Here is a 15,916-nt window from a genome sequence, read left to right on the forward strand (position 1 = left end):
ATGACCACGGACCCCAAGGCCCTTCTCAGCCTCGGCGCCAAGCTTCTGGACATCGACGAGGCCCGCTTCCGGCAGGTGGTCGATTTGCTGCAGCAGATCGGCGACCATCCCGAGGTGCAGCACACCTTCTCACTGATCCGCCCGCGTCTGGCGGAGGTGCGGCCCAGGCGGCGTCCGACCTTCAAGCGGCTGTTCTGCGAGCCGTTCGAGGATCTGTTCCAGCTTCCCGGCGGCAACCAGCCCGCCCCCCTGAACAAGCTGGACCGCAGGGTGGTCAACGCCCTGTGGCCGCTGGTGGAGGGGCAGATCGGCAAGGAGCGGCTGCGCGGCGTCGCCAGAGCACTGGGCGACGCCGCATCGCGAGCGGAGCCGGCCAGCGCCTTCTGGTCCATGGCCTCCGCCGCCGTGGCCGGCATTCTGGAGCAGACGGAAACGGGGCGCTTCGCGGACGAGCTGGGGCTGCGGCTGAACCCAGACCGCCTCCGCACCGTCGAGGACATCGCCCGCATCCTGACCATCGCCCAGCCGGCGGCCGAGTTGAAGGCCGTCCTGTCGCCCAAGCCGGTCCAGAAGCTGCACAAGGACCATCTGGACGGCATCCAGGCCATCGGGCGGCAGGTCGCGCGGGGGAGGCCGGAGGCGCTGAAGCTGTTCATCTTGCTGGCCGCGGCCCGCCTGTCCGACCCCTCGATCCTGCTGGGCAACCTGTGGGACATGGATCTGGGCCAGAAGTCCAGCGATCGGGCCGCCCTGTTCCTGGATCTCTGCGGTACGGTGGTGGCGCAGATCGAGGAACGGTCGCGCGGCGTCGCCTCGGCCTCGGGCGGCACGGTGGACCGCATGGCCGCCGCCACCCTCGCGGTCAATCTGGTGGCCAGCCTGGAGGCCACGCGCAACGCCATGGAGCACAGCCGCAACAAGGACTTCGACCAGCGACTGAAGATCATCCGGAACTCCGTGCACGAGTTGGTGCGCACCCAGGTGCTCGACGGGGCGGAGACCGAGATCCTGTCCGCGGTGGAGACCATGACTCCTGGAACGGACACCGCCCGGATGGTGCAGGCGGAGAACCAGGCGCGCGCCCTGCGCAAATGCTCGACCATCGCCGACACGCTGGGCCTGCGCGGCGCGTTGAAGAGCGTGACCCAGCAGGCCACCGCCTCGCTGACCGGCACGGCGCGGCAATCGCTGGCCGATGGCGTCGGCGACGTGCGGACCGGCTACACCGCCATCCGCATGATCGAGCTGATTGCCGGACCGGCGGAGGCCAACCAGATCATGGAGGACATCCTGAGGGGTGGCCGCCGCTGAGGGTACCGGGGAGATCGCATGACGCGTCGCGGAGGCTATGTCGGCTGGGCGCTGCCGGAGGCCGAACGCGCCCGCCTGCTGGCGCGGTTCCCGGCGCGCTACGCCCGCACCGTCGCCCATCATGTCACGCTGGCCCACGGCGTCGGGGCACGTCATCCGCTGCCCACGGAACGTGAGGGAACGGTCCTGGGGCTGGCCGACGACGGCGAGGGCGTTCAGGCGCTGGTTGTCGCCATCGCCGGGACGACCGACCGCCCAGGCGGCGGGACCTACCACGTCACATGGTCGCTGGGACCGGGCCGCCGCGCCGTGGAGTCGAACGCGGTGATCGCGCGCCTCGGCTGGACTCCGGTAGAGGCCGTCGCCGTCCGGCTGGAGCCGCGCTTTTTCCCGCTTTAGGCGCCTTTTCTTAAGCGCCGGGGCCGCCGCTGGCGTTGGCCTCCGCCGCCGCACCGCGGTTCAGCGCCTGCTCGCGGTGGAAGACGAACAGGCCGCTGCCGATGATGAGCAGCGCGCCGACGATGATGCGCAGGGTCGGCGCCGTGCCCCAGACCAGCAGGTCCAGCACCACCGCCCAGATGATCGAGACATACTGGAACGGCACCACCACCGCCGCCGGGCTGAGCTGGAGCGAGCGGTTCATCGCCGCGTGCCCGGCCAGCGCCGTGACGCCCAGCGCCCCCAGCAGCAGGAAGTCCAGCCCCGGCGGCGGCACCCAGACCAGCGGCAGCGCCGCACTGCCGAGCAGGCCGGTGCCGAAGGTCTGGAAGCTGACCAGCGACAGGTTGCTCGAATCGCGCAGCAGCCGGGTGGAGATCAGGCCGGTGGAGAAGACCAGCGTGCCGAACAGGGCGACCAGCGACGGCACCGCGTCGAACTGGCCCGTCGGGTTGAGCACGATCACCACCCCGGCGAAGCCGACCACCACCGCGGCCCAGCGGCGCCAGCCCACCTTCTCGCCGAGCAGCGGCACCGACAGGGCGGTGACGATCAGTGGGGCGGCCATGTAGATGGTCATCACGTTGGCGAGCGGCAGCGACCGCACCGCCCAGTAGAAGCAGGCGACCTCCCCGGCCACGCAGCCGACGCGCAGAAGATGCAACGGCAGCCGCTTCACCGCGAAGACCGACCGCACCCCCTCGCGCAGGATCAGCGGGGCCAGCAGCATCGCGCCGAACAGGCTGCGGATGGCCAGCAGCATCGCCACCGGATAGTCGGCGACCAGCCATTTGCCGAGCGCGTCGTTGACGGTGAACAGCGACATGCCCAGCAGCATCAGCAGGATGCCCAGGCGGGTGTCGGTGGCGGCGGAGGACGGGGTGCTGGAGGCGATCATCTCGGTTCACGCAAAAAATCCCTTCCCCGCATACGGCGGGGGAAGGGATGGGATTGGGCATTCGCATCGTATATCCCCTCTCCCCTCTGGGGAGAGGGTTAGGGTGAGGGGGTTGCGCTTTTGCCGAACGTACCGCCTCGCGCCCCCCCTCACCGGCCCTTCGGGCCACCCTCTCCCCAGAGGGGAGAGGGTTATGACGGTCGATACGATGCCCTGAAGGATGGGACAGGGGCGGCAAAATGACGGGTGCGCGCGGTTCAGACCACGCCCTTCTCCCGCAGGGCCGCGATGTCCGCCGCGCATAGGCCCAGCGCTTCCTCCAGCACGGCGTCGGTGTGCTGGCCGAGCGTCGGCGGAGCGACCGTATGCTCAATGGGGGTCACGGAGTAGCGGATCGGGCTCGCCACCGTCGGCACCGTCCCGGCGGTCGGGTGCGGCAGATCCTGGTGGATGTTGCGGGCCTGAACGTGGGGGTCGGCGAAGACCTGGGACACGTCGTTGATCGGCCCGCAGGGCACGCCCACCGCCTCCAGCGCCGACAGCCAGTCGCGGCTGGACCGCTGCTCCAGCAGCAGCTCCAGGATCGGCACCAGCTCCTTGCGGTTGGCGACGCGGGCCGGGTTGGTGGCGTAGCGCGGGTCCTGCGCCAGCTCCGGACGCCCGGCGACTTGGCAGAATTTGGCAAACTGCCCGTCATTGCCGACCGCCAGGATGATGTGGCCGTCCAGCGTGGCGAAGGCCTGATAGGGCACGATGTTCGGGTGCGCGTTGCCCAGCCGCTGCGGCGCCTTGCCGCCGACCAGATAGTTCATGGCCTGGTTCGCCAGCACCGCCACCTGCACGTCGAGCAGGGCGAGGTTCACCCACTGCCCCTCCCCCGTCCGGTCGCGGTGGGCCAGCGCGCCGAGCACGCCGATGGTGGCGTAGAGGCCGGTGAAGACGTCGGTGACCGCGACGCCGACCTTGACCGGCCCGCCGCCCGCCTCGGCGTCCGGCTGGCCGGTGATGCTCATCAGCCCGCCCATGCCCTGGATCATGAAGTCGTAGCCGGCCCGCTTGGCGTAGGGGCCGTCCTGCCCGAAGCCGGTGATCGAGCAGTAGACGAGGCCCGGGTTGATCGCCTTCAGGCTCTCATAGTCCAGCCCGTACTTGACCAGCCCGCCGACCTTGAAATTCTCGATGACGACGTCGGCCTGGGCAGCCAGCTTGCGGACCAGTTCCTGGCCTTCTGGGCGTTCGAAGTCGATGGTGATCGACCGCTTGCCGCGGTTGGTGGAGAGGAAATAAGCGGACTCCTCGCCCGCCCAGGGGGGACCCCAGGCGCGCGTGTCGTCCCCGGCGCCGGGCCGTTCGACCTTGATGACGTCCGCGCCGAGATCGGCCAGCGTCTGCGCCGCCCACGGCCCGGCGAGCACGCGGGAGAGTTCCAGGACACGGACATGGGAAAGCGGGCCGGGCATGCTCTACATCCCTATAAATTCGACCATTTCCCCTCTCCCCTCTGGGGAGAGGGTCAGGGTGAGGGGGGTTTGCTTGTGCCGGACCTTCCGCCGTGCACATCCCCCTCACCGGCTCTCAGCGGATGCCAAGGGCATCCGCCTGCCGCCAGCGCTGGCTTTCAGCCAGCGCGAGAGGCCCTTCGGGCCACCCTCTCCCCAGAGGGGAGAGGGCTTCAACAATCACCTCACGCGAAGGCCTGGATGCCGGTGATGGCGCGGCCCAGGATCAGGGCGTGGATGTCGTGCGTGCCCTCGTAGGTGTTCACCGCCTCCAGGTTCATCACGTGGCGGATGACGTGGAACTCGTCGGCGATGCCGTTGCCGCCGTGCATGTCACGGGCGACGCGGGCGATCTCCAGGGCCTTGCCGCAGTTGTTGCGCTTGATGAGCGAGATCATCTCCGGCGCCGCCTTGCCCTCGTCGAGCAGGCGGCCGACCTGCAGCGCGGCCTGCAGGCCGAGCGCGATCTCCGTCTGCATGTTGGCGAGCTTGAGCTGCGGGATCTGGTTCGCGGCCAACGGGCGGCCGAACTGCTTGCGGTCGATCTGGTACTGGCGGGCGGCGTGGAAGCAGAACTCCGCGGCGCCCATGGCGCCCCAGGCGATGCCGTAGCGGGCGCGGTTCAGGCAGCCGAAGGGACCGACGATGCCCTCGATGTTCGGCAGGCGGTTCTCCTCCGGAACGAAGACCTCGTCCATGACGATCTCGCCGGTGGCCGAGGCGCGGAGCGAGAACTTGCCCTCGATCTTCGGCGCCGACAGGCCCTTCATGCCCTTTTCGAGCACGAAGCCATTCATCTTGCCCTCGTCGGTCTTCGCCCAGACGACGAAGACGTCGGCGACCGGCGAGTTGGTGATCCACATCTTCGCGCCGCTGAGGATGTAGCCGTCCGCGACCTTCCTGGCGCGGGTCTTCATGCCGGCGGGGTCGGAGCCGGCGTCCGGCTCGGTCAGGCCGAAGCAGCCGATCCATTCGCCGGTGGCGAGCTTGGGCAGGTACTTCTCGCGCTGGGCGTCGCTGCCGTAGGCGTAGATCGGATGCATGACCAGCGAGGACTGCACCGACATGGCGGAGCGGTAGCCGCTGTCCACCCGCTCGACCTCGCGGGCGACCAGACCGTAGGAGACGTAGTTGACCCCGGCGCAGCCGTAGCCGTCGATGGTGGAGCCGAGGAAGCCCAGCTCGCCCATCTCGTTCATGATCTCGCGGTGGAAGATCTCGTGCCGGTTGGCCTCGGTCACGCGCGGCAGCAGCTTGTCCTGGCAATAGCTGCGCGCGGCGTCGCGGATCATCCGCTCGTCCTCGGTCAGCTGCTCGTCGAGGAGCAGCGGGTCCTCCCAGGCGAAGGAAGCGAGCTTGGCGGAGGCGGCTCCGGTCTTGGCGGCCATGTTTGAAATCTCCCTAGGTCCGATGCGCCCCAACATGGCGCGGTCGCTTTCATGGTTCAAATACATTTATCAGGGGACTTTAATATGATCCTCATATAAGACACTGGTATGGACCTGCGCCATCTCCGCCATTTCGTCGCCGTCGCCGAGGAGTTGCATTTCAGCCGCGCCGCCGCCCGGCTGGGCATCGGCCAGCCGCCGCTCAGCCAGTCGATCCAGGCGCTGGAGGCCGAACTGGGCGCCCGCCTGTTCGAACGCACAAAGCGCCGGGTCGAACTGACCGAGCCGGGCCAGCTCCTGCTGGGCGAGGCGCGCGAGATCCTGGCGCGGGCGGAGCGCGCCGCCGTGCTGACCCGCCGCGCCGCCAAGGGCGAGGTCGGCGAGCTGCGCGTCGGCTTCACCGCGGCGGCCCCCTTCCTGCCGATGGTGCCGCGGATCATCGACGCCTACCGCCGCGCCCATCCCGACGTGCATTTGACCCTGGTCGAGCTGCCGTCCAAGCAGCAGCTGACCGCGCTGGCCGACCGCCGGCTCGACGTCGGCTTCATCCGGGAGCCGCGCTTCATCCCCGATCCCGACTCCTTCCGCTTCCACGACGTGGTGCGGGAGCCGCTGCTGGCGGTGATGCGCGCCGACCACCCGCTGGCCGGGCGGGAGGTCGTGCCGCTGGCCGCCCTGCGCGACGAGCCCTTCGTCTTCTACCCCGCCGATTTCGGCACCAGCACGCACGAGCAGGTCTTCGCGCTGTGCGCCGCCGCCGGATTCCGCCCCAACGTGACCCAGGACGCGCGCGAGGCCTTCACCATCATCGGGCTGATCGCCGCCGGGCTGGGCGTGTCGATTCTGCCCGGCCAGCTTCGGCAGGTGGCGCTGGAAGGGGTGGTGTACCGGCCGCTCGACACGCCGGACGCCGTCACCACCCTGCAACTGGCCCAACGGAGCAACGAAAGTTCGCCCCTGGTGAAAAAATTCACCGGTCTCGTGGAGCGGATCGTTCCGTTTGTTCCACCCATCCCCGACGTGTGAGCAGCGACTCGGGGAAAATCACCCGTCCAGATCCCAAACCTCCCAAAGTCTGGGTTTTCAAGCGGTCAAGGAAGGAGCAAACTCCCGTTCAAACCGCGTGCACGGCCTTCGCAGATGCACAAATTTTCGTCAGACCGTTGAATTGATCGCGACGCGAGCAACGGGCTTGTCGAATTTATTAAACGGGTATACCGTCTGGCCCATTGCATAGGTCCTGTGTCGGGAACGCAACCCTGGCCCCGGACCGCGCTCGGGACACCTCGGACGGGGGGAGGATGATGGACGGCGGCATGGTCACGACCGCACAGGCACTGGTGCGCTTCGTCGGGGTCCAGAAGACCTATGACGGCGAACACCTCGTGGTGAAGAACCTCGACCTCGACATCAAGAAGGGCGAGTTCGTCACCCTGCTCGGCCCTTCGGGCTCGGGCAAGACGACCACGCTGATGATGCTGGCCGGCTTCGAGGTCCCCACCCACGGCGAGATCTATCTCGCCGACCGGCCGATCAAGAACATGCCGCCGCACAAGCGCGACATCGGCATGGTCTTCCAGAACTACGCGCTGTTCCCCCACCTGACGATCGAGGAGAACGTCGCCTTCCCGCTGACCGTGCGCAAGATGCCGCGGTCGGAGGTGAAGGAGCGGGTGCGCTCGGCGCTGCGCATGATCAAGCTGGAGAACTTGGCGCATCGCCATCCCGGCCAGCTTTCGGGCGGCCAGCAGCAGCGCGTGGCGCTGGCCCGCGCGCTGGTCTTCAACCCGCAGCTCGTCCTGATGGACGAACCGCTGGGCGCGCTGGACAAGCGGCTGCGCGAGCACATGCAGCTCGAAATCAAGCAGCTGCACGAGACGATGGGCATCACCGTCGTCTACGTCACCCACGACCAGAGCGAGGCGCTGACCATGTCGGACCGCATCGCGGTGTTCAACGACGGCATCGTGCAGCAGATCGACAAGCCGGACGCGCTGTACGAACGCCCGGTCAACAGCTTCGTCGCCAACTTCATCGGCGAGAACAACGTGCTGAGCGGCACCGTCGAGAATATCGAACAGGGCTTCTGCCGGGTGGCGCTGGCGTCGGGCGGTTCGGTCGTGGCCCAGGCGGTCAACGTCGCCGGCGCCGGGGCCGCCACCGCGCTGTCGGTGCGGCCGGAGCGCATCAGCATCCTGACCGACGGGCAGGCCCCGGACGGCATGAACGCCCTGCCCGCCCATGTCCAGGACACCATCTATCTCGGCGACCACGCGCTGGCCGTGCTGAAGGTCGCCGGCAACGGGGAATTCATGGTCAAGCTGCCGCCGGGCGCCCACGCGGGACTCAGCCACGGCCAGAGCGTGTCCATCGGCTTCCGCCCCGAGGACTGCCGGGCGCTCGATCCCGTGTGATCGGCCGCACCCGTCCGTCCGGTCTCTCCGGGAGGGGGGACCGGGGGCGCGCAAAACCTCCTGACGCAACCACACATAATGAAGGAACGGGGACGATGTCGAAGCTTAAGGTGGCAGTTGGGTTCCTTGCGACGTTCACCGCCGGTGTGGCGCTGGCCACCGCCGCGCAGGCCCGCGACCTGACGGTCGTGTCCTGGGGCGGCGCCTATCAGGAAGCCCAGAAGAAGGTCTATTTCGAGCCGTTCAAGAAGGCCGGCACCCCGATGAACGACGAGTCCTGGGACGGCGGCATCGGCGTGCTGCGCGCCAAGGTCCAGGGCGGTGCGGCGACCTGGGATGTCGTCCAGGTGGAGAGCGAGGAACTGGCCGTCGGTTGCGAAGAGGGCCTGTTCGAGACGATGGAGTTCAGCAAGATCGGCGGCGAGCAGGCCTACCTGCCGCAGACCGTCGATGCCTGCGGCGTCGGCGCGATCGTGTACGACTTCGTGCTCGGCTACGACAAGGACAAGCTGAAGGACGCGCCGAAGAGCTGGGCCGACTTCTTCGACACCACCAAGTATCCGGGCAAGCGCGGCCTGCGCCAGGGCGCCAAGACCACCCTTGAGATCGCCCTGATGGCCGACGGCGTCGCGCCGAAGGACGTCTACAAGGTCCTGGGCACCGAAGAGGGCCTGGAGCGCGCCTTCAAGAAGCTGGACACCATCAAGAACGACATCGTCTGGTGGAAGGCCGGCGCCCAGCCGCCGCAGCTGCTGGCCTCGGGCGAGGTGGCGATGACCTCGGTCTACAACGGCCGCATCGACGCCGCCAACAAGGCCGAGAAAAAGAACTTCGGCATGGTGTGGAACGGCGCGCTCTACACCATCGACAGCTGGGTGATCCTGAAGGGCAGCCCGAACAAGGAAGCCGCCTACAAGTTCCTCGACTTCGTCGGCAAGGCGGAGAACCAGGCCAAGCTGTCCGAGAACATCGCCTACGGCACCTCCAACAAGGACGCCCCGTCCAAGCTGGCCCCGGCGGTTCTGACGGACCTGCCGACCGCTCCGGAGAACATGAAGAACGCGGTCGAGATCAGCGTTCCCTTCTGGCTGGAGAACATCGATCGCCTGACCGAGCGCTTCAACAAGTGGGCGGCGAAGTAAGCCGCTGAGTCAGGCCCCCTCCCTAACCCTCCCCCGCTTCGCAGGGGAGGGGACCAATCTCCCTCCCCTGCGAAGCGGGGGAGGGCCGGGGTGGGGGCCCACCTCGATCACCCGCACACGTCTCTACCGCATTTTCGAAATAGGCCGCCCATGACAGCCGCGTTCGTCGCCGGCGCCGATGCGTCGTCCGAGGTGCCTCTCAAGCGCCGCCTGAAACGGGCGGAGCGGACGCGCCGGCTCAAGGCCCTGGCGCTGATCCTGCCGCTCCTCCTCTTCCTGCTGTTCACCTTCCTCGGTCCCATCGCCGGCATGCTCTGGCGGTCGGTCGACGATTGGGAGGTGCGTCAGGTCATGCCCCACACCGTCGCGGCCCTGGCCGACTGGGACGGCAAGGACGTTCCGGGCGAGCCGGCCTTCGCCGCGCTGGCCGGCGACATCCGCACGGCGCGCGACGCCGGCACCGTCGCCATCGCGTCCAAGCGGCTGAACTACGCGCTGAACGGCTTCCGCACCATCATGTCGGGCACGGCTCGCAACCTGAAGGCCCTGCCGGAACCCGGCACCGCCAAGGACACGCTGATCGGCATCAACCCGGCCTGGGGCGAACGCGCCACCTGGGCGGCGATCAAGGGCGCCAGCGGGCCGCTCACCAGCTTCTACCTGCTGGGCGCGCTGGACCTGACACGCAACGTGGACGGCGCCATCGTCGCCGCCCCCGAAGAGCAGGCGATCTACCGCGACGTCTTCGGGCGCACCTTCACCATCAGCCTGGGCGTGACGGTCCTTTGCCTGATCCTGGGCTTCCCGGTCGCCTACATGCTGGCGACGCTGCCCACGGGCCAGTCGAACGTGCTGATGATCTTCGTGCTGCTGCCCTTCTGGACCTCGCTTCTGGTGCGCACCTGCGCCTGGATCGTCGTGCTGCAGAGCGAGGGCATCGTCAACGACAGCCTGCGCTGGATCGGCCTGATCGACGAGCCGTTGCGGCTGATCTACAACCGCTTCGGCGTCTATGTGGCGATGACGCACGTGCTGCTGCCTTTCATGATCCTGCCGCTCTACAGCAGCATGCGCTCGATCTCCCCGGCCTACATGCGGGCGGCGGCGTCGCTCGGCGCCTCGCCGGTCACCGCCTTCCTGCGCATCTACCTGCCGCAAACCGTGCCCGGCATCGGGGCGGGCAGCCTGCTCGTCTTCATCCTGGCCATCGGCTACTACATCACGCCGGCCCTGGTGGGCGGCGCCGCCGACCAGATGATCAGCTACTTCATCGCCTTCTACACCACGGAAACCGTCAACTGGGGTCTGGCCTCGGCGCTGGGCGCGGTGCTTCTGCTCGCCACGCTGCTGCTGGCCGTCGTCTATGGAAAGCTGGTCCACGGCCAGCAGGTCACGGGAGGGATGAAGAATTGAGCGACAATCACGCCCCCCGCACGGCCAGCCAGCGCGCCGCCTGGATCACCACGGTGGTCGTCGCCTCGCTGGTGCTGGTCTTCCTGATGGCGCCGATCCTCGCGATCATGCCGCTGTCCTTCAGCTCCGGCTCCTACCTGACCTACCCGTTGCCGGGTCTCTCCCTGCGCTGGTACGAGGACTTCCTGAACTCGCCGCGCTGGGTGTCGTCGCTGAAGAACAGCGTCATCATCGGGGTGGCCTCGACCATCCTGTCGATGGTGCTGGGCACACTCGCCTCGCTCGGCCTCGCCCAGTGGAAGAGCAAGTTCAAGCCGCTGGTGCTGGCTATCGTGCTGTCGCCGGTGGTCGTGCCGGGCGTCATCACCGCGGTGGGCCTCTACTTCTTCTTCGCGCCGCTGGGGCTGACCGGCAGCTACGCCGGGCTGATCCTGGCGCACACCGCGCTGTCCACACCCTTCGTGGTCATCACGGTCAGCGCGACGCTGCAGAGCTTCGACATGAATCTGGCGCGGGCCGCGGCCTCGCTCGGCGCCTCGCCGATCTACGCCTTCCGCCGGGTGATCCTGCCGCTGATCCTGCCGGGTCTGGCCTCGGGCGCCCTGTTCGCCTTCGCCACCAGCTTCGACGAGGTGGTGGTGGTGCTGTTCATGGCCGGTCCGGAGCAGCGCACCCTGCCCCGCGAGATGTTCAGCGGCATCCGCGAGAACATCAGCCCGACCATCACGGCGGCGGCGGTGATCCTGACGACCATCTCGGTCATCCTGCTCGCCACGCTGGAGGCACTGCGCCGCCGCAACGAGCGGCTCAAGGGCAACCTGCGCTGACATGAAAAAGCCGGGCGGCCCGATGGGCGGCCCGGCCTTTCCTCAAATCCGGTGGAGTGATGTCACAGATACGGCGGGGTGCAGGCGCTGATGATTTCGCATTCCTCATCGCCGAGGTTGCGGAAGCGGTGCGGGATGCGGCTGTCGAACAGATAGGCGTCGCCGGGGCCGAGGATTTCCTTGCGGTCGCCGACCGTCAGCTCGATCCGGCCCTTGATGACGATGCCGCCCTCCTCCGATTCGTGCTGGAGCATGGTGCGGCCGCCGGTGTCGGCGCCGGGGGCGTATTTCTCGTGAAGGACCTGGAGGTTGCGGCCGCGCAGGTCGCCCACCTGCCGGAAGGAGATGGAGCCGACCCGGCTCTTCACCAGCCCGGTCAGCTCGACCAGATCGCCTCCCTTGAAGAAGATCTGCTCGCGCGGCGGCAGGTCGTCGGAGGAGAAGAACTCCGCCAGGGTCATCGGAATGCCCTGGAGCACCTTGCGCAACGAGGAGACGGACGGGCTGCACCGGTTCTGTTCGATCAGCGAGATGGTGCCGTTGGTCACGCCCGCCCGTTGCGCCAACTGGCGCTGGGACAGGGCGTGCGCTTCCCGAACCTGCTTCAGGCGCGCGCCCACGTTGAAATCGACAGCGTCCACATCCATGGATCGGTTCCTCGCTCCTGACCGGAAGGCATACCGGATTCGCGTGTGTGCGTCATCAAAAACTCAACACCCGATTAGGGTTGTTTAATTTATTAAACATGGGTACGCTCCCTTCACATCGCAAATCGAGGCTGATTCCCATGCTGTCGCTGAACGACCAGAGCCTTCTTCGGACACAAGCCTATGTGAACGGCGCGTGGCGCGACGCCTTCTCCGGCAAGACCTTCGCGGTGACCAACCCGGCGACGGGCGAGGAACTGGCCCAGGTCGCCGATGTCGGCGCGGAAGAGACGCGGCAGGCCATCAACGCCGCCGACGCCGCCCTGCCCGCGTGGCGCGCCAAGACCGCGAAGGAGCGCGCGGCCATCCTGCGCCGCTGGTTCGAGCTGATCATGGCGGCGCAGGAGGATCTGGCCGTCTTGATGACCTTGGAGCAGGGCAAGCCGCTGGCCGAAGCCCGCGGCGAGGTCGCCTACGGCGCCAGCTTCATCGAGTGGTTCGCCGAGGAGGGCAAGCGGGTCTACGGCGACGTGATCCCCAGCTTCGCCGGCAACAAGCGCATCGTCGTCCTGAAGGAGCCGATCGGCGTCGTCGCGGCGATCACCCCGTGGAACTTCCCCAACGCGATGATCACCCGCAAGGTCGGCCCGGCGCTCGCCGCCGGCTGCACCATCGTGGTCAAGCCGGCCGAGGACACCCCGTTGTCCGCCTTGGCGCTGGCCGAGCTGGCCGAGCGCGCGGGCGTCCCGGCCGGGGTGTTTAACATCGTCACCGGATCCGACCCGGTCGCCATCGGCGGCGAGCTGACCGCCAGCCCGATCGTGCGCAAGCTGTCCTTCACCGGCTCGACCGAAGTCGGCAAGATCCTGATGCGCCAGTCCGCCGACACGGTGAAGAAGGTGTCGCTGGAGCTGGGCGGCAACGCGCCCTTCATCGTGTTCGACGACGCCGACCTGGACGAGGCGGTCAAGGGCGCCCTCGCGTCCAAGTACCGCAACTCCGGCCAGACCTGCGTCTGCGCGAACCGCCTGCTGGTCCAGGCCGGCGTCTACGACGCCTTCGCCGCCAAGCTGGCCGAGGCGGTGAAGCAGATCCGCGTCGGCAACGGCATGGAGGCCGGGGTCACCCAGGGCCCGATGATCAACGGCCAAGCCGTCGAGAAGGTCGAGGAGCTGATGGGCGACGCGCTGGCCAAGGGCGCCAAGGTCGCGCTCGGCGGCAAGCGGCACGCGATGGGCGGCACCTTCTTCGAGCCGACGATCCTGACCGGCGTCACCACCGGGATGCGCGTGGCCCGCGAGGAAATCTTCGGCCCGGTCGCCCCGCTGTTCAAGTTCGAGACGGAGGCCGACGCCATCCGCATGGCGAACGACACCGAGTTCGGCCTGGCGGCCTATTTCTACAGCCGGGACATCGGCCGGGTGTGGCGCGTCGCCGAGCGGCTCGAATACGGCATGGTCGGCATCAACGAAGGCATCCTGTCGACCGAGGTCGCGCCGTTCGGCGGCATCAAGCAGTCGGGCATCGGGCGGGAAGGCTCCAAGTACGGTGTGGAGGACTTCCTGGAGATCAAGTACCTGTGCGTCGGCCTGGGCGCCTGACGCCATCCTTTCCAATCGGGGGTTTGAGATGAGCAACCAGTCCTTCCAGGATCGTCGCAACGCCGCCGTTCCGCGCGGCCTCGCCAACGCCATGCCGGTCTATGTCGACCGCGCCGAGAACGCCGAGCTGTGGGACGTCGAGGGCAACCGCTTCATCGACTTCGCGGGCGGCATCGCGGTGCTGAACACCGGCCACCGCCATCCGAAGATCATCGAGGCGGTGAAGGCCCAGCTCGACCGCTTCACCCACACCTGCGCGATGGTCACGCCCTACGAGTCCTTCGTGACCCTGGCGGAGCGGCTGAACGCGCTGGTTCCGGGCTCCACGCCGAAGAAGACCGCCTTCTTCACCACGGGTGCGGAAGCCGTCGAGAACGCCGTGAAGATCGCCCGCGCCCACACGGGCCGTCCGGGCGTGATCGCCTTCTCCGGCGCCTTCCACGGCCGCACGCTGCTGGCGATGGCGCTGACCGGCAAGGTCGTGCCCTACAAGGTCGGCTTCGGCCCCTTCCCGGCCGAGGTCTACCACGCGCCCTTCCCCAACGCCTACCGCGGGGTCAGCGTCCAGGACAGCCTGAAGGCGCTGGAGCAGCTGTTCAAGTCGGACGTGGACGCCACCCGCGTCGCCGCGATCATCGTGGAGCCGGTGCAGGGTGAGGGCGGCTTCAACATCGCCCCGCCGGAGTTCCTGCAGGCCCTGCGCAAGATCTGCGACGACAACGGCATCCTGCTGATCATCGACGAGATCCAGACCGGCTTCGCCCGCACCGGCAAGATGTTCGCCATCGAACATTCCGGCGTCGAGCCCGACCTGATGACCATGGCGAAGAGCCTGGCCGGCGGCTTCCCGCTGTCGGCGGTCACCGGCAAGGCGGAGATCATGGACGCCCCGATCCCCGGCGGCATCGGCGGCACCTACGCCGGCAGCCCGCTGGCGACCACCGCGGCGCTGGCCGTGCTGGACGTCATTGAGGAGGAGAAGCTGATCCAGCGCTCCAACGACCTGGGCGAGCGCATCGCCGGCCGCTTCCGCACCATGGCCCAGCGCAATACGCTGTCGGTGATCGGCGACGTGCGCAACCTGGGCGGCATGATCGCCATGGAGCTGGTGAAGGACCGCGGCACCAAGGAGCCGGCGCCGGAGCTGACCAAGGCGCTGGTCGCCAAGGCGGCGGAAAAGGGCCTCGTCCTGCTGTCCTGCGGCACCTACGGCAACGTTATCCGCATCCTGGTTCCGCTGACCGCGTCGGACGCGCTGGTGGACGAGGGCTTGGACATCATCGAGCGCTCCCTGGAGGAGCTGGTTTCGGCCTGATTTTTCAGCCCCGATTTTTCAGTGAAGTCCCCAGACTGCATGCCCTCCTTCCCGCAAGGGAAGGAGGGTTTCTTTTTGTGCGCCCGCCCGCCCGCGCTTTAGGATGAGGGTGCGGGGCAGAGGGGCAAGCGCATGGCCGGCGGGATCGACATCGTCATCATCAAGAAGAACGGGTTGGGCGACGCCGGGGCCAGCGTCTTTTTGGAGGTCGCGGAAACCCTGCGTTTCGCGCTGCGCCGCCTGGGCATCGACGCGGAGATCGTGTGGAACCGCGTCGGCCGCCGGCGCCGCGCCATCGTCCTGGGCGGCCACGACCTGACGCCGGAGGAAGGCGACCGTCTGCCCAGCGGCACTATCCTCTACAATCTGGAGCAGATCGCCACGCTCCACCCGCGCAACGCCCATTACCTGGACCTGCTGCGCCGCTGCCGGGTGTGGGACTACAGCCCGCGCAACATCGCCGATCTGGCCGGCCAGGGCATCCGGGCGCGCCTCGTTCCCATCGGGCATGTGGACGAGATGACCCGCATCCCGAACAGCCCCTCCCCCGGCATCGACGTGCTGTTCTACGGCGCCGTGAACCCGCGCCGCCGCGCCATCCTCGACGCGCTGGGCGAGCGCGGCCTGACCGTGGTCAGCCTCCAGCATTATTACGGGGCGCTGCGCGACGGCTTCGTCGCCGACGCCAAGCTGGTGCTGAACCTGCATTACTACGAGGCGGGCATCTTCGAGATCGTCCGCGTCTCGCACCTGCTGTCGAACCGTAAGGCGGTGCTGGCCGAGCGCCACCTCGGCACAGAGATCGACCCCGACCTGCTGGACGCCATGGCCTTCGCCCCCTACGACGGGCTGGTCGAGGCCGCCTGCGCGCTGGTCGCCGACGGTGCGCGGCGGACGGCGCTGGCCGAGGCAGGATACCGGCGCATGAGGGACCGGGACGCGGTGGCGCTGATGCGCGGCGCCGCCGCGGACCTCGGTCTTTCAATCAGCGAGGCTGGCGCGCTCACCGGCTCCTGAAGCGCC

At 68.0% G+C, this 15,916-nt stretch carries 14 protein-coding genes; 10 read left to right on the top strand and 4 right to left on the bottom strand.

All coding sequences use genetic code 11. The features are described 5' to 3' along the window. Complete coding sequence (locus ABAZ39_RS19950) at nucleotides 1-1,311, top strand: hypothetical protein (RefSeq protein WP_040134517.1); 1,311 nt, start codon at nucleotides 1-3, stop codon at nucleotides 1,309-1,311. Nucleotides 1,312-1,329: 18 nt separating this feature from the next. After that, a complete protein-coding gene (locus ABAZ39_RS19955) occupies nucleotides 1,330-1,710 on the top strand; it encodes a hypothetical protein (RefSeq protein ID WP_040134518.1) in 381 nt (126 codons plus the stop codon). Between the two features lie 10 nt (nucleotides 1,711-1,720). Here ABAZ39_RS19955 and ABAZ39_RS19960 read toward each other — a convergent pair whose 3' ends face one another. From ABAZ39_RS19960 to ABAZ39_RS19970, 3 genes are all read right to left on the bottom strand, one after another. Beyond that, the gene (locus ABAZ39_RS19960; protein ID WP_014198227.1) at nucleotides 1,721-2,647 is read right to left on the bottom strand and encodes a DMT family transporter; all 927 of its coding nucleotides are present in this window, start codon (nucleotides 2,645-2,647) and stop codon (nucleotides 1,721-1,723) included. A gap of 257 nt (nucleotides 2,648-2,904) precedes the next feature. Then, complete coding sequence (locus ABAZ39_RS19965; RefSeq protein WP_040134519.1) at nucleotides 2,905-4,107, bottom strand: CaiB/BaiF CoA transferase family protein; 1,203 nt, start codon at nucleotides 4,105-4,107, stop codon at nucleotides 2,905-2,907. 224 nt (nucleotides 4,108-4,331) lie between these two features. Then, on the bottom strand, nucleotides 4,332-5,534 hold the full coding sequence (locus ABAZ39_RS19970) for an acyl-CoA dehydrogenase (protein WP_040134520.1): 1,203 nt from the start codon (nucleotides 5,532-5,534) through the stop codon (nucleotides 4,332-4,334). A gap of 108 nt (nucleotides 5,535-5,642) precedes the next feature. Between ABAZ39_RS19970 and ABAZ39_RS19975 the strand changes: the two genes are divergently transcribed. The 5 genes from ABAZ39_RS19975 (at nucleotide 5,643) to ABAZ39_RS19995 (ending at nucleotide 11,330) form a co-directional block, all read left to right on the top strand. Continuing rightward, nucleotides 5,643-6,560, top strand: coding sequence for a LysR substrate-binding domain-containing protein (locus ABAZ39_RS19975; protein ID WP_040134521.1), 918 nt, complete (start codon nucleotides 5,643-5,645; stop codon nucleotides 6,558-6,560). Nucleotides 6,561-6,838: 278 nt separating this feature from the next. After that, nucleotides 6,839-7,948, top strand: coding sequence for an ABC transporter ATP-binding protein (locus ABAZ39_RS19980; protein ID WP_040135656.1), 1,110 nt, complete (start codon nucleotides 6,839-6,841; stop codon nucleotides 7,946-7,948). Between the two features lie 95 nt (nucleotides 7,949-8,043). Then, entirely contained in the window at nucleotides 8,044-9,090 is a 1,047-nt protein-coding gene (locus tag ABAZ39_RS19985) for an ABC transporter substrate-binding protein (protein ID WP_040134522.1), read from the top strand. Between the two features lie 150 nt (nucleotides 9,091-9,240). After that, nucleotides 9,241-10,503, top strand: a complete 1,263-nt coding sequence (locus ABAZ39_RS19990) for an ABC transporter permease (RefSeq protein ID WP_040134523.1) — start codon at nucleotides 9,241-9,243, stop codon at nucleotides 10,501-10,503. After that, complete coding sequence (locus ABAZ39_RS19995; RefSeq protein ID WP_040134524.1) at nucleotides 10,500-11,330, top strand: ABC transporter permease; 831 nt, start codon at nucleotides 10,500-10,502, stop codon at nucleotides 11,328-11,330. The genes ABAZ39_RS19990 and ABAZ39_RS19995 overlap by 4 nt, the downstream gene beginning before the upstream one ends. Nucleotides 11,331-11,392: 62 nt before the next feature. On the opposite strand, the gene ABAZ39_RS20000 is transcribed toward ABAZ39_RS19995, so the two are convergent. Next, entirely contained in the window at nucleotides 11,393-11,977 is a 585-nt protein-coding gene (locus ABAZ39_RS20000) for a cupin domain-containing protein (protein WP_014198218.1), read from the bottom strand. A 140-nt stretch (nucleotides 11,978-12,117) separates the two neighbouring features. On the opposite strand from ABAZ39_RS20000, the gene gabD reads away from it, so the two are divergent. The 3 genes from gabD (at nucleotide 12,118) to ABAZ39_RS20015 (ending at nucleotide 15,910) form a co-directional block, all read left to right on the top strand. Then, complete coding sequence (gene gabD / locus ABAZ39_RS20005; RefSeq protein WP_198129176.1) at nucleotides 12,118-13,578, top strand: NADP-dependent succinate-semialdehyde dehydrogenase; 1,461 nt, start codon at nucleotides 12,118-12,120, stop codon at nucleotides 13,576-13,578. A 28-nt stretch (nucleotides 13,579-13,606) separates the two neighbouring features. After that, nucleotides 13,607-14,893 (top strand): 4-aminobutyrate--2-oxoglutarate transaminase, encoded by a 1,287-nt coding sequence (gene gabT, locus ABAZ39_RS20010; protein ID WP_040134525.1) that lies wholly within the window; start codon nucleotides 13,607-13,609, stop codon nucleotides 14,891-14,893. A gap of 132 nt (nucleotides 14,894-15,025) precedes the next feature. Then, a complete protein-coding gene (locus tag ABAZ39_RS20015) occupies nucleotides 15,026-15,910 on the top strand; it encodes a CgeB family protein (RefSeq protein WP_051658287.1) in 885 nt (294 codons plus the stop codon). Nucleotides 15,911-15,916: the final 6 nt, after the last annotated feature.

Origin of the sequence: Azospirillum argentinense (assembly GCF_000632475.1) — a bacterium.
GTDB classification, from domain to species: Bacteria; Pseudomonadota; Alphaproteobacteria; order Azospirillales; family Azospirillaceae; genus Azospirillum; species Azospirillum baldaniorum.

Excerpts from the sequence above, each read along its gene's own strand:
- ABAZ39_RS19950 (WP_040134517.1), top strand. The coding sequence starts at position 1 with ATGACCACGGACCCCAAGGCCCTTCTCAGCCTCGGCGCCAAGCTTCTG.
- ABAZ39_RS19955 (WP_040134518.1), top strand. The coding sequence starts at position 1,330 with ATGACGCGTCGCGGAGGCTATGTCGGCTGGGCGCTGCCGGAGGCCGAA.
- ABAZ39_RS19965 (WP_040134519.1), bottom strand. The coding sequence starts at position 4,107 with ATGCCCGGCCCGCTTTCCCATGTCCGTGTCCTGGAACTCTCCCGCGTG.
- ABAZ39_RS19980 (WP_040135656.1), top strand. The coding sequence starts at position 6,839 with ATGGACGGCGGCATGGTCACGACCGCACAGGCACTGGTGCGCTTCGTC.
- gabD (WP_198129176.1), top strand. The coding sequence starts at position 12,118 with ATGCTGTCGCTGAACGACCAGAGCCTTCTTCGGACACAAGCCTATGTG.
- ABAZ39_RS19990 (WP_040134523.1), top strand. The coding sequence starts at position 9,241 with ATGACAGCCGCGTTCGTCGCCGGCGCCGATGCGTCGTCCGAGGTGCCT.
- gabT (WP_040134525.1), top strand. The coding sequence starts at position 13,607 with ATGAGCAACCAGTCCTTCCAGGATCGTCGCAACGCCGCCGTTCCGCGC.
- ABAZ39_RS19975 (WP_040134521.1), top strand. The coding sequence starts at position 5,643 with ATGGACCTGCGCCATCTCCGCCATTTCGTCGCCGTCGCCGAGGAGTTG.
- ABAZ39_RS20015 (WP_051658287.1), top strand. The coding sequence starts at position 15,026 with ATGGCCGGCGGGATCGACATCGTCATCATCAAGAAGAACGGGTTGGGC.
- ABAZ39_RS19960 (WP_014198227.1), bottom strand. The coding sequence starts at position 2,647 with ATGATCGCCTCCAGCACCCCGTCCTCCGCCGCCACCGACACCCGCCTG.
- ABAZ39_RS20000 (WP_014198218.1), bottom strand. The coding sequence starts at position 11,977 with ATGGATGTGGACGCTGTCGATTTCAACGTGGGCGCGCGCCTGAAGCAG.
- ABAZ39_RS19970 (WP_040134520.1), bottom strand. The coding sequence starts at position 5,534 with ATGGCCGCCAAGACCGGAGCCGCCTCCGCCAAGCTCGCTTCCTTCGCC.
- ABAZ39_RS19985 (WP_040134522.1), top strand. The coding sequence starts at position 8,044 with ATGTCGAAGCTTAAGGTGGCAGTTGGGTTCCTTGCGACGTTCACCGCC.